9 protein-coding genes and 1 tRNA gene are annotated in these 13,457 nt (G+C 35.9%); 2 read left to right on the top strand and 8 right to left on the bottom strand.

Annotation, left to right across the window (positions count from 1 at the left end; genetic code table 11):
• Nucleotides 1-279: 279 nt before the first annotated feature.
• Nucleotides 280-350, bottom strand: a tRNA-Gly gene (locus VKJ25_RS21665).
• A gap of 68 nt (nt 351-418) precedes the next feature.
• Nucleotides 419-3,934, bottom strand: a complete 3,516-nt coding sequence (locus VKJ25_RS21660) for a response regulator (RefSeq protein ID WP_324238723.1) — start codon at nt 3,932-3,934, stop codon at nt 419-421.
• 747 nt (nt 3,935-4,681) lie between these two features.
• Here VKJ25_RS21660 and VKJ25_RS21655 point away from each other — a divergent pair.
• Nucleotides 4,682-5,398: a GNAT family N-acetyltransferase gene (locus VKJ25_RS21655; RefSeq protein WP_324238722.1), complete on the top strand. Its 717-nt coding sequence runs from the start codon at nt 4,682-4,684 to the stop codon at nt 5,396-5,398.
• Nucleotides 5,399-5,949: 551 nt separating this feature from the next.
• On the opposite strand, the gene VKJ25_RS21650 is transcribed toward VKJ25_RS21655, so the two are convergent.
• From VKJ25_RS21650 to petM, 6 genes are all read right to left on the bottom strand, one after another.
• The gene (locus VKJ25_RS21650) at nt 5,950-6,147 is read right to left on the bottom strand and encodes a hypothetical protein (RefSeq protein ID WP_324238721.1); all 198 of its coding nucleotides are present in this window, start codon (nt 6,145-6,147) and stop codon (nt 5,950-5,952) included.
• 91 nt (nt 6,148-6,238) lie between these two features.
• A complete protein-coding gene (locus VKJ25_RS21645; RefSeq protein ID WP_324238720.1) occupies nt 6,239-6,769 on the bottom strand; it encodes a DUF192 domain-containing protein in 531 nt (176 codons plus the stop codon).
• A gap of 89 nt (nt 6,770-6,858) precedes the next feature.
• On the bottom strand, nt 6,859-7,554 hold the full coding sequence (gene nblR / locus VKJ25_RS21640) for a response regulator transcription factor NblR (protein WP_324238719.1): 696 nt from the start codon (nt 7,552-7,554) through the stop codon (nt 6,859-6,861).
• A 729-nt stretch (nt 7,555-8,283) separates the two neighbouring features.
• Nucleotides 8,284-9,201 (bottom strand): NAD(+) kinase, encoded by a 918-nt coding sequence (locus VKJ25_RS21635; protein WP_324238718.1) that lies wholly within the window; start codon nt 9,199-9,201, stop codon nt 8,284-8,286.
• Between the two features lie 539 nt (nt 9,202-9,740).
• On the bottom strand, nt 9,741-10,718 hold the full coding sequence (locus tag VKJ25_RS21630) for an SDR family oxidoreductase (RefSeq protein WP_324238717.1): 978 nt from the start codon (nt 10,716-10,718) through the stop codon (nt 9,741-9,743).
• Nucleotides 10,719-11,584: 866 nt separating this feature from the next.
• A complete protein-coding gene (petM, locus tag VKJ25_RS21625) occupies nt 11,585-11,689 on the bottom strand; it encodes a cytochrome b6-f complex subunit PetM (RefSeq protein ID WP_324238716.1) in 105 nt (34 codons plus the stop codon).
• Nucleotides 11,690-12,087: 398 nt separating this feature from the next.
• Between petM and pdxA the strand changes: the two genes are divergently transcribed.
• Nucleotides 12,088-13,140, top strand: a complete 1,053-nt coding sequence (pdxA, locus tag VKJ25_RS21620; RefSeq protein WP_324238715.1) for a 4-hydroxythreonine-4-phosphate dehydrogenase PdxA — start codon at nt 12,088-12,090, stop codon at nt 13,138-13,140.
• Nucleotides 13,141-13,457: the final 317 nt, after the last annotated feature.

The following is a 13,457-nucleotide window of genomic DNA, read 5'->3' as shown; positions in this document are numbered from 1 at the left end:
CCAAAATTCGGGCTGCTTCCCCTGGCGTTACATAATTTTTGGCCATTTCTTTTTCTTTTAGTCTTTCATTTCATATTACACTATTTTCCAGAAATTGCCAGGGATTTTAAAATCTAGTCACGCACCTACTAAGCTAAGGAATTATTACAATACTGTAGTGTTACAAATTGATCTGTGGAACTTGGGTTTCATACAATCAAAATTATTTTATCAGCCCATTTTCTGTGCAAAAAGCAAAAAGAAGGCTCAATTCTAGGAAACTTCTTAATTTAATACCAAAGCGGGTAGGGGGAATCGAACCCCCATCATTAGCTTGGAAGGCTAAGGTTTTACCACTAAACTATACCCGCAGTTATTTATTAAATATAGCATAGTTTCTCAAAATTGCAAGTAAATCAGAAAAAAAATTTTTATCCAATCACACTTCACTTATGGGACTTCGACTGACCACAAACCCCAAAACCTCTTCATCTATACCTTTGAGCTTCAAAGAACCGTAATTTCTTAACATCTGACTATCTATATACTTGGCCACTGTTGCTGATACTAAAATTGTATTTGGCTCTGCGGCCTCTTGGAGACGGGCGGCCATATTTACAGATGGACCAATAGCTGTATAATCAGACCGTTCTGGACCACCAAACATTCCCACTACAGCACTTCCCTGATGAATGCCACAACGAAACTTCACTGGAGATACCCCATTATCCCCAATCAATCCCAGACTTTGCCAACGTTCATTCAACTTATCTAAAGCGTTCAACATAGCCCGAGCTGAAGCTACTGCCCGTTTTACTTGCTCTTGTGCAGTTAATTCTTCGGGTGAACCATAAATTGCCATTACAGCATCCCCGACAAACTTATCCACAGTACCACCATTCGCAAAAATAGCTCTAGTCATTTCTGCCAAATATTCATTTAATAATCCTGCGATCCGAGAAGACTGCAAAATATTCGACATCCTAGTGAAACCGACAATATCACTAAATAAAACTGTTACCAACCTTGGTTCTGGTGTCAAATCTAAAGCTAATTCTCCTTCTGCTGCTCGTTGCACCATTTCTGGTGGTAAAAATCGGCTTAAAACTGATTCTGTTAAGTAAGAATTTAACTCTTGTACTTCTCGCTCATTCTCTTTTAAAACTAAGAGATTTTTTACTTCTGCTAATAATTCTCTATCGTTAAATGGTTTGGCTAAATAAGCATCTGCTCCTCTCTCTAACCCTTTAATTCTAGTATCTTCATTTGCTTTAGCAGTTAACAAAATAATCGGTGTACCTCGCAATTTTTGTTCTTCTCTAATCATTTTGATTAAATCTAAACCAGATACGACTGGCATCATTAAATCTGTTATGATTAAATGAGGATGATGTATTTGTGCAACTGCAAATCCTTCGGCTCCATCCCTAGCTAATACCGCATTAAAGTTAGATTTTCGCAAAATTCTTGACACATAGTTTCTTAAATCTGGATTATCATCTACTACTAAAATAGTAGCTACTGCTGTATCATTAGGATTAACTGTAGCAATATTTTCTTGTTGATTTGCAGTTTGTAACTCTTCTGCTTCTTCTAATTCTGCTTCTACATCGGCCAACTCAACAGCTAACTTGGTAGCATCAAATTCGGCAGGTACTTCTAATATTTGTCCTACAGGTAAATGAGTTCTTCCTATTGGCAGCCACACTTTAAAAGTAGTACCTTGACCATAGACCGATTCTACAGTAATTTTAGCACCATGAAGTTCTACTAATTCTTTGACTAATGCTAAACCCAAACCACTTCCTTCATAAGAACGATTTGCTGAACCTTCTGCTTGCCGAAATCTTTCAAATAAAAAGGGAATTTGTTCTTGACGAATGCCAATACCAGTATCTTCTACTTGTAATAAACAATGTTTTCCTGCAGACTCAATTGAAATTGTAATAGTACCTCCCGCAGGGGTAAACTTCATCGCATTTGAGAGCAAGTTGTAGATAACTTTATCAAATTTTTCTATATCTAAGTATATTGGTTGCCGATTATTGTTAAAGTTGGTAACTAATTTTATTCCTTTTTTTTGGCAGTAAGGGGCAAATGATTCAACGATACTGCGACAAAGATTAACTAAACTACAAGGGCGAAAACAAGGCTGCATTTTTCCGGCATCAAGCCTTTGTAAATCTAGTAATTGATTGACTAATCTCAGGAGACGACGAGAATTACGCAAGGCGATCGCCGCAGGTTCTAAAGATAAATCCTGTTTAGAGTTAACTGCTTCGTCTAATAATCCTATCATTAAAGTTAGAGGAGTACGAAACTCGTGGGAGATATTCTGGAAAAATTCTGTTTTCAGGCGATCTGCTTCAATTAGTCTTTCTGCTTGTTGTCTGGTGGTTTGATAAAGACGAGATTGTTGTACAGCGATCGCTGCTTGGGAAGCTACTGCCTCAGCTAGTTCAATTTCAGAAGCTTGCCATTGACGTTCAGAACCATTGTGGCGCAGAGAAATACTACCAATAATTTTACCATCAACAATTAGGGGGACTACCATTAAAGCACGAGCATTAAAGCTTAAGGGTAATTCATCTTGATAAAATCCTATATTATCGTTCAAATCCCTAATTGCCACTGTTTTTTTAGTTTCCAGCAAATCCATTAAAACAGTATTGCTGCTGATAGGAACATTTGACTGAGGTAAGTGCTGATGAGTTAATAAAAAATCACTAGAAGTTTCTACTCCAGTCAAAGATTCATCTGACAGAGGGTCAACTTCAGTAGAACTAACTAAGGATTGAGCTTGAGCATCATATAATCCTACACAGTGAACATATTCATCGTCTTTTGTCCACAATGAAAGAACACAACCATCTACTTCCAGAGCTTTACCTAACTGTTCAGTAATGGCAGCAAAAATATCTTTAGGGTTGAGACTAGAGCGAATAGCAGTAGTGATCGTATTAACCAAACTTTCTCGTTGTGCTAGACTCCTCAGTTGTTCATAAGCACGAGCTTGAGATAAAGCTAGAGCCGCTTGGTCAGCAACTGTAATTAAAAGTTGAACTTCATGGTCTTGCCAGTTCCGATATTCTCCACATTGGTGCAGTGCTAAAACAGCAATTAAGTCTAATCGGGAAAATAAAGGCACAATTAAACTAGAACGAATATCTGTAGCTAAGTAAGCTTGTCGGCGTTGTTGAAGTTCTGGATCTTCTCCTTTTAGCCTTTCGTGATTCTCCGCATCTGAAATTATTTCTACATTAGTTGTTTCCCAGATAAGATCAGGCCAAATTTCTTCTGATATTTCAGACAGATTTTTGTTAGTGGTTTGTTCAGAATTATTCTCTTGATTTAGGTGAACCACAAACCATTTTTCTCCTCCATGGCCATCTTCCAAAGGACAACAGATAGCCAAACTCACTTCCAACATTTGGCCAATACTTTCTACTATCCTCTGAACCATTTCCCGATAGTTGGGAGCAGAGCGGATAGTATTGGTAACTGCATATAGAAGAGATTCTTGCTGAAGGGCACGACGTAGTTCGTTAGTATGGGACTTAAGAACATTGTGAGTATCCACTCCTTGCTTAACTAATGCTTTTAATTCCTCATCATCCCAAGGTTTCGTTACATATTTGAAGACTTTACCAGAGTTGATGGCATCTACCAAGTCTCCTAAATCTGTATAACCAGTTAAGATAATCCGAATACTATCGGGATATTTACTGGCAGTAAGACTTAAAAATTCTGTACCACTCATTCCAGGCATTCGCTGGTCTGATATAATTACAGCTACTTCTCCAGACTTTTCTAGAATTTCTAGGGCTTCTAGTCCACTCTTGGCTCTCACCACCTTATAGTCTCGAAAAAAGGTGCGATAAAGAAGGTCTAAATTATCTGGTTCGTCATCAACAATTAAAATTTTCGGTTTAGGTTTGTTTTTTTTCAAACTCATGCACCGCTCTCCATGGTTTCAGGGCAGTTATATCAAATCTGGTTGAATACTTATCATATATTCATGGGTGGGGAGTGGGGGACAGTAAGAAAAGTAAAGAGCAGAATAGCTCGAAGTTTATAGATATATAGTAATCCTATTTGACTTGTGTACAAAATTTCATTACTTTTTGGGAACACAGAACAGCGGTCGTTTAGCTAACCCACAACTTCGTTAACCCTACCCCACATGTTTACGAAACATTTCCTGTACTAAAAAGTAGAACTTTCCGCAAGGTGGGATGGATAGGTTCCCTAACCATATCTAATCGACCAAGAGAGGGAATCAGGTGAGAGTTCCAGTTTTTTTATTTACTTTTTGATTTGTCAAAACTAATTTAAGATTGCTATAATTCTAAATATTTATTATTAATAGATTTAATATAACCATATTTTATATTTTCATGAACTATTGTTTGTTAAACATTTTCTGATATTTTGGTTTTTTTCAGAAAAAAGACTGTTCACAACAGCAATAAAATTAACCCTGATTTTTTCAATTTTATGATTTCTTAATCTTATTCTACAATATCCCCACTCTCCCCTATACTAACACATACTTAATTGTTAGTGGCCTTTTTTTTTCTCAACTGCTACCTTAAATTTAGTATACTCAAACGTATCAGGGAATATTCTTATATAGCAATCCTAAATTAGTTGTCATAATCAATTTAGGATTTCTACATAGATATAGTTTGTGAAGTGTATTGTGAACTCTTTCTTTTTTTTCTCAAAGTCTATAAAGTCTCAAGTCGGAAAATCTAACCAACCTAACTTTTCAATCCGCATTGCTAAACCACAAGACCTCAAGAGTATTTCCGAAATTTTGGCTAATAGTTTTCATTCCCGTGAAGGGATTATGAACTATTTTTATCCTTTTTTACGACTAGGTATTTACGAAGATTTACGAAATCGTATCCACTCTAATTTACTTACTGATACCCCTGAAGGAGGCAATGAGCATTATTTATGTATTGTGGCTACGGTTGTTAAAGATACTAAGTCTACTAAGGATTTATCTACTATTGGAGGCCAAAATGTTGTGGGAACTGTGGAAATTAGTTTGCGATCGCGTCAGCAAAATCTAGTTTTATCCCTTCAGCAGAATGGACTTCTATCTTTCGATCCTTGGCAGTTAGATAATTTAGGGTATGCTTATTTGTCAAATTTGGCTGTTGATGCTGATTATCGACGATTAGGAATTGCTCAACAGTTATTAAATTTTTGTGAAAATAAGGTCTTAGAATGGGGGCTTTGTGACTTGTACCTCCATGTATTGGAGAATAATCATATTGCCCGGAGACTTTATCATAAAGCTGGTTACAGATTACAAGAGGTTGAGTGGACTTTTGGTTCTCTACTATTTGGTCAACCCCGAAAGTTACTTTTGCGTAAATCTGTTCAAGAAGTAAAGAGCAGGGATTAAGGATTAAGGAGTAGCTAGTTTGGCTAGTTTGGCTAGTTTGGGGTGCAATAATTTAGTCATCTTTAAGATGACTTAATATAAAATCCGGTTGAATACTCGTTATATAGTTGTGGGAGATGGGGAGATGGGGAGATTGAAGTATAGATAAAATTATGAATATATATTATATAACCGGATTCTATGTAAGCTATCAATCACCTAAGGATTCAATAGTAGTAGAATAAACCGCTTGGCAATTAGTGCGATCGCACTAATTGATAGAGGAAATGAGTGCAATTTTTGAATTGGTCTATTGGTCAATTCTGGCAACTTATACCATTCTATTGAGAAAGCGATCGCTTCTTACCCCATACTATAAGTCTAAATACTTACTCAAGTTTTACCTTCTTTATATACTACATTTTGTCGTTCGGAATGCTGCTCAATTAGGGTTTGCCTATGGAAATTGGTTACTGGGGGTAGGACACACCAGACACACCAGACGCACCAGACACGGAGATCAAGGTGACAGGGAAAGCAGCCATTTAGCCATGAAGAAATTTTTGGGAATTTCATTGAGAGTAGGGGAGAATTTTTTTGCCCAATGATGTCCTCACCCATACCAACTTTTTGACCACAAAAAGCTGATTTTTCGGGAACCCTAAACCAGGTACTTTTAAGGTTCCCGAAAAATCAAGACCTAAAAAATCTCCTTTATCTGTCAAGAGTTTTAGATTTGGCGTTGGTAAATCAAGGGATGAAATTTTCAAAGTAATCTGTTTCTAATACCTCTAAATATTTAACCAGAGTAAGTGATGGGTATCACCCCTATTAAAAAATCATCCCACCAATTACGAACGCCTAATTTTCAGTAATAACTATCTGATCTCCCACCTTCAAACCCAACTGTGTGGTACGTCTTCCCCGCACTTCAATAACTTGATCGACAGGTACTCCAGAGCCATAGGTTGGACAAGGATCGGATAAACAAGGAGGAACATCAACAGCGATCGCTTTAACTAGACCAGACCGAATAAATATCATATCAAGATATATTTGGCAATTTTTCATCCAGAAATTAACCTTCCGAGGTGGGTCAAAAGAGAAAAGCATTCCCTGGTCATCAGCTAATTCTGTTCTATACATCAGACCCATTGCTTGTTCTTGAGGAGTTTTGGCGACCTCCAAATTAATTACTTGACCGGATATTTCAGCTTGAGCTGTAATTGGCAAAACTTGACCTTCTTGAGATACCTGAAAATTTGATAGTTGTTTAGTTTTTAATTGAATACCAATAGCCTGTGAAGCTTGCACAAATGTTATTTGTAGAAGAAAACAGCCCACTAAAAACAGAACTATTCCCAAGTTAACTAAACTAAACTTAATATTCATAATAAAATCTCAAATTTTCTAATAATACCAGCAAACCCTAATTATCCATTATCCATTATCCATTATCCATTATCCATTATCTATTATTCTTAACTTTCTCTGAGAACATACCCAATACCACGGACAGTTTGAATTAATCTCTTCTCACCTTCTCGTTCAATTTTTAGTCGTAAATATCTAATATACACCTCAATTACATTAGACTCGCCCAAAAAATCATAACCCCAAACATTCTCCAAAATCTGTTCCCGACTCAATACTTCCCGTGGATGCTCCATTAAAAACTTTAATAAATCAAATTCCTTCATAGTCAACTCAATGCTACGACCATTACATAAGACTCGACGACTACCCAAGTCCAAAATTAAATTTCCAAATCTCAATTGGTCTTTGTCTGATATATGAGGTTGTAAATAAAAGCTAACTAACTCTAGAAAATCATCACTCCGATAAGGCTTTAGAAAATAATCATCAGCTCCAGACTCCAGGCAAGCAACACGATCCTCAACTTGGTCGCGGGCCATCAAAAGTAACATAGGCATCTGATTGCCCATTTTTCTCAAATTGCTGCATAAAGATAGTCCAGATTCTCCAGCTAACATTCTATCAATTATAATCAAACCAGGTTGAAGTTCTATAGCTCTATGAAGACCTAAGTTAAAGTTAGTAGCAAGAACTGGATGATAGCCTGACTCTTTCAAATCTAGGCTCACATATTGGGCTAAAATTTCATCAGTTTCTATTATTAAAACAGAACGATTTTGATCGACAGTTAAGGTACTCATACCAGGACTCACTTTTTTATTTTTAGATTACTTTTATAGTAGATACCTCACAGAAGTTAGGAAAAGTTAATTAATGAATAATGGATAATTTATAATTATTGATCTGCTGATTAAATCTAGAAGTATTAACAGACAAAGCTTCAAGGATTTTTATGGTGACACAAAGTATCAAAAAACTACTAAATTAACCAGGAAAACTTGGGATTTTTGATTACAAAAATTGGAAGAATTTAGAATAATTAACGGCTGTAACTATTGCCCCCATACCCATTGCCTATTGCCTAACTTCACGAACAGACTGAAGAAGCGCAAACCCTAATTAATAATTACCTCTGGTTTTTAGGGAGGGTGCTGACTAAAAAGAAAAGTATAAATTTTTTCCTTTTTCCAAGAGAGGCTTTTCAGCTGGATTCTTTAATTATTAATTATTCGGTAAGAGAGTTTCCAGAAAAATGTCAGACGAAATTTTTCTCTTTTACTTTTGCTAGAAATCTATTACTTGGATATAATCCCAATTTTTATCACACATTTTAGTTAGTTTAGCAATGATAATTGCCAAAAACTAAGATAAAAATATTACTACTCTGTAAATTTCAAGATTAGGAATTTGTATTATCTGTTTGTCAACCTTAAAAAAATCCTCAAGCTATGAAATCTCTAGAATAAATTTTTGGTAAAATGTTCCGTGTTTATTTCATTTTTCATTAACAGACTAAAAGCAAAACTAATTCAAGGAAGTTCCACAGAAGTTGGCTTGGCAATATGTGGTAGTCCCCATCCCAGTTTCTCCCGGAGGATATGAAAAAATTCTGGTGGTTTAAGTCGAATAAAACGTGCTTTATACTTTGACTGTTTAACCTTTACCCGATCGTCTGGCAAAACATAACATCCACCATTACCATCCACAACCATCATCAGACGATTTGGACTTGCTGAAAAAACTGTCACAGGTTCAGTATCAGCAAAAACCAGAGCGCGAGATGCTAGAGAATGAGGACAAATAGGTGAGAGCTGTAAAGCGGAAACTCCTGGAGTAACAACCGGACCACCTGCTGATAAAGAATAAGCAGTAGAACCAGTGGGGGTGGAAATAATAATACCATCCGCTGCAATATCTATCGGAGAGTGCCTACCAATTTTAATTTCAAAATGGCACATACAAGTCATCGGTTCCCGATGCAAAACCATTTCATTTAAAGAAAGAGCTTCCCACAATAACTGATCATTCCGGAACAGACGCACTTCTAACATAGTCCGTTCTTCTATTTCATAGTTTCCTGCTAGAATCTGTTCAATAGCTGAGTATAATTGATTGACAAAAGTTTCAGTCAAAAAACCCATGTGACCTGTATTGACAGTTAAAAGTGGAATATGGGAGGGTGCAGCTTGCCGAAATGCAGATAGAACAGTACCATCTCCTCCTAAGACTATGCCAAATTTCATATCCTTGGTAAAGCCAGAAGGAACTAGCTGATCTATGAGAGTATGACATACAGGACGTTCTAAACTAGGAGAACCTAAAATTCCTCCTGATCCTGTTGTGATATGAACATCATAGCCACTACCTTTTAGCTTGTCTTTTAATTCATTGGTTATTCGACAAGCTATGGGTTTAGCATCGTTATAAATAATTCCTATTTTTGACACTCGAAAAAATCTAGTTCAGGGTAATTATACCGTTTCACGGAAGTCAGAAGTCAGAAGTTAGATTTGAAAGACTAAAATATTTTAGTATACTATAGTTCCTGGCAATTATTTTAAATTTCAAGCTTGAAACTATTTTTGACATCCTTCAATAATTAATTATTAATTATTACCTCTTTTTATAAAGAATGGGGTTGGCTAAAAGGAATTTTTTTCTTTCTCTTGGTTGATTAGATATGGCGATAAAACATCGTCATCTCTCAACCGCTTTTCCTCCATAAATAGAGAAGCGTTATACTTTAATTTTTCAGTAAAGTAAATTAGTATCAGAAAGTTGGTAAGCATTCAGCTAGCTTCTTGCAGAGGAACTGCTTTAAGAGCTATTATTCTTAGTGCATGATTAAAGCAAAACTTTATTAATTAATTGAGTCAGATTTTTATGACTACAAAAGCCAGCTCCCTTTACTCTGAAGTCTATATTAATTTAAACTCCGTTCTTAAGTGGAGAGTCTCATTACTAATAGCTGAATGCTTAAGAAACTTTAGAAGAATAAAGGTTTATTTTTAGAGGTTGTTTTTCCTGACTTAGCCTGCTCGTATTCTATTTGCTTGATTTTTTTCATAATTCGAGTATAGTATTCTTGTAGATAAGATTCTAAAGTGGTTATTTCTTCTGGATTAATACTAAATACAGGATAAACTTCATCCATAGAAGTTGTCAAAGGTTGACCACTAGCTAATACTTCAGCAAAAGCTAGTCTATCTGCTATATTCCAACCCCATTGAAATGACCTGGTAAATTGACGGAAGATACGCAACAAGTTAATATTAGTACGAGTTACTTTAGCCTTTTCGCCGGAAAGTCGTTCACACATCCGAATAATTTCATTGGCATCCCAAGCACGAGGACCTACAACTGGAAAACTTTTATTTTCTGTTTCAGGAACTGAAAGAGCACGGACGGCAAATTTAGCAATATCTTGAGTATCCATATATGCAATAGCTGTTCCTTGACCAGGAACCCAAACTGACTGCTTATCTAAAATTGGTACTGCATATTGACCGATTAATCCTTGTAAAAAGCCACAGGGTTTTAATATTGTATATTTTAAGCCAGATTCAGCTATGAAAAGTTCTGTACATCTTTTAATTTCCAGAAGAGGAACTTGAGGATATTTTTCCGCATTTAAAAATGAGAAAAATATAAAGCGTTCTACACCTTGAGCTACTAAAGCTTGGATTAATGATACTTTTCCTTCCCAGTCTACTTGTTTAATACTCAGAGAGTCTGTTGGTCTAGAAGTTGAAGCATCTATTACTGCATCAACTCCCTCCAAAGCAGGTATTAGAGATTTAGGTTGACAGAGATTTCCTCCTATTAGTTCGGCTCCCCACTCTTTTAAGAAGGATGCCCTATTATAACTTCTGACTAAACAGCGTACTTCATAATTTTCATCTAGGGCACGACGTACTATTTGTCTACCAAGAGTACCAGTTGCCCCTAAAATTAATATTTTCATAAAAGTTTTGTTATTTTATATTAAAGATTCATTCATCACTTTAGCAAGTTTATCTCATTTTTTTACAAAACTTAATATTTTGAGAGATAAATATTTTTATTTTTAATTTATAGTTTTTCTGAAAATATATTATGATACCATGATTAGCATTCCTAATTCAATATAAAGTTAAGAAATGCTGTTTCGTATAACGGTAGCTATAAGAAAAATTTACTGTAGTTAGTCCAGTAGGATACGTTTTGCTGCGCAACATGAAAATAAAATGTAAAGCACCACATATCATAAATATTCTTGTGGGGTAATTGATTTAATTTTTTATCATTACGTGGTGTGCAACTTTCTAGGAAAATACAAAGGTTAATCGGCATAAAGTTGAAAAGGCTATTTTTAGAAATCCCTAAATTTAGTAAGTCAGGAAAAGTTGCACATGACGTATCATGATAAATATCTATCTAATATTTCAGTACATTACACTTTTCTATGGAATGTTTGGTCGCCAAACGTACTGGACTGACACATATAATATAGTCATTTAATTTAAGAATTAAACACTTTTTCGGCTGAAATCCTTTCATAGCAAGAAGCACTTCTCTCATTCTTAAGTTTAACAACTATAATGGTGCGTTACGACGGATTTTAAATTTTTCTCATAGTATAAATTTAAGCCGTCTAACGCACCCTACTGGACTGACACACCTAAAAATGTGCATTAGTGGAGTAGGAGAGTAAGGGAGTGGAGAAGTAGGGGAGAAAGATTTTGTTGGGTTTCGTACTTCCATGCTCCGCCACCCTAACGGGAACAACAAGGGCCTACATCTATTGCACCATTTAAGGTGTGTCAGTCTACTACTAACAGCAAACCCTAATTATTCTTCGCCACCTTGTAATTTGATTAAGAGGAAACCTCCTGCTAAACCAATTAAAATCACAGTAAAAGACAAAATTGCTGCATTAAAAATTTCACCACTCATGTTCTTAAAATACTCCTACAAAAAATGTGCTTAAAACGAGTAATCGTCTTTAATTTCCTAAAGTATTAGGAAGGATACTTTGGAGGCTAATTAACCGAGAACCAAAATATCTCAAATATTTGGACATTGTTGCGTCCCTTCTACACCAAATGTGTAAAGTTGGCCTCACCCGGTTATTTTGGCTTGTTAGGTCTGACACACTGGTTTTTCAAATCTATTTACCTGTTTAATACCGAACAACAGAGCTGGGAACTGGCCGCGCATCCCTGGGTGTTATGACCAAAATAACGTTTACTTCAAAAAAAGTGGGCTTGGACTAACCATTTAAGCGACTTGAGTGCTTTGATTAGATTTGTGGTTAGTCTTAATATATTTGAGTATCTGTATTTTAAGCCATAATGAATAAACCAATAAGTGAAATAAAAAATATAATTCCTCGTTTAGCAATAACTATAGGAGACCCTGGAGGTATTGGACCAGAAATAGTTCTCAAGGCTTTAGCAGACCTAAGTTTAACAGAAAATTGTAATTTGACAATAATTGGTAGTCGTCAAGTTTTGCAAGAAACCTATCAAAAATTATCTTTGGAAAAGCTGGTTAACTGGGAAAATTTAAAAATTTTAGATGTAGAGTTTGATGGAAAACTAGAAGATATTTGTCTGGGTGAAGGTAATGCTGTGAGCGGGGAAGCTAGTTTTCGTTACATGGAAAAGGCGATCGCCCAGACTTTAGCTGGAGAGTTTCACGGTATTGTTACTGCTCCTATTTCTAAGACTTGCTGGCAGATGGCTGGTCATAGATATCCTGGTCAAACAGAACTTTTAGCAGAAAAAGCAGGAGTGAAAAAGTTCGGAATGTTATTTGTTGCCCATTCGCCCCACAGTAATTTTGTGCTTCGTTGTCTTTTAGCTACCACACATGTACCATTATGTCAAGTACCATTGGCTTTAACACCAGAGTTAATGAGTTGGAAATTAGAATTACTGGTGGAAAGTTTGCAAAAAGATTTTGGAATTTTTAGACCAAAAATTGCTATTTCTGGTTTAAATCCTCATAGTGGAGAAAATGGGCAGTTAGGAATAGAGGAAAAAGATTGGTTAATCCCTTGGTTGGAGAAGGAGAGCGATCGCCGACGGGATGTACAGCTTGATGGGCTAATACCACCAGATACGATGTGGGTTAAACCTGGTCAAGCTTGGTTGGGTTTACCAGCAAGGACTTACGATGCTTATTTGGCGTTGTACCATGACCAAGGTTTGATTCCTGTGAAATTAATGGCTTTTGATTTAGCTGTTAATACTACGATTGGTTTACCATTTGTGAGGACTTCTCCAGATCATGGTACAGCATTTGATATAGCAGGTCAAGGTATTGCTGATGCTACGAGTATGAAGGCAGCGATACAGTTGGGGAAAGATTTGATTTTGCAGAGAATTAGTATTTCTGAATAGTATAGATAATTAATAATTATTCAGGACTTACGCACCAGGATAGCTAGATATAGTGGTTAAAACTATTGTGCAATAGTTTTTTAACTCTACATATAATATCTGGAACTAAAAGGGCGGGTTTGTATAAGTTTGAGAATAGGTATGAAAATTTTAGTTAAAACCCGCCCCTACTATAAATAATTATTCATTTGACTGAAAGGGCGGGTTGATATAAGTTTGAGAGTAGGTATGAAAATTTTAGTTAAAACCCGCCCCTACTATAAATAATTATTCATTTGACTAAAAGGGCGGGTTTGTATAAGTTTGAGAATAGGTAT

It is taken from the genome of Okeania sp. (assembly GCF_035285525.1).
GTDB lineage: Bacteria > Cyanobacteriota > Cyanobacteriia > Cyanobacteriales > Microcoleaceae > Trichodesmium.
This window is presented reverse-complemented; position numbering and strand designations above follow the sequence as displayed.

What these genes read in the sequence shown, in the direction of transcription:
- VKJ25_RS21660 (WP_324238723.1), bottom strand. Translation starts at nt 3,934, where the DNA reads ATGAGTTTGAAAAAAAACAAACCTAAACCGAAAATTTTAATTGTTGAT.
- VKJ25_RS21645 (WP_324238720.1), bottom strand. Translation starts at nt 6,769, where the DNA reads ATGAATATTAAGTTTAGTTTAGTTAACTTGGGAATAGTTCTGTTTTTA.
- nblR (WP_324238719.1), bottom strand. Translation starts at nt 7,554, where the DNA reads ATGAGTACCTTAACTGTCGATCAAAATCGTTCTGTTTTAATAATAGAA.
- VKJ25_RS21630 (WP_324238717.1), bottom strand. Translation starts at nt 10,718, where the DNA reads ATGAAAATATTAATTTTAGGGGCAACTGGTACTCTTGGTAGACAAATA.
- petM (WP_324238716.1), bottom strand. Translation starts at nt 11,689, where the DNA reads ATGAGTGGTGAAATTTTTAATGCAGCAATTTTGTCTTTTACTGTGATT.
- pdxA (WP_324238715.1), top strand. Translation starts at nt 12,088, where the DNA reads ATGAATAAACCAATAAGTGAAATAAAAAATATAATTCCTCGTTTAGCA.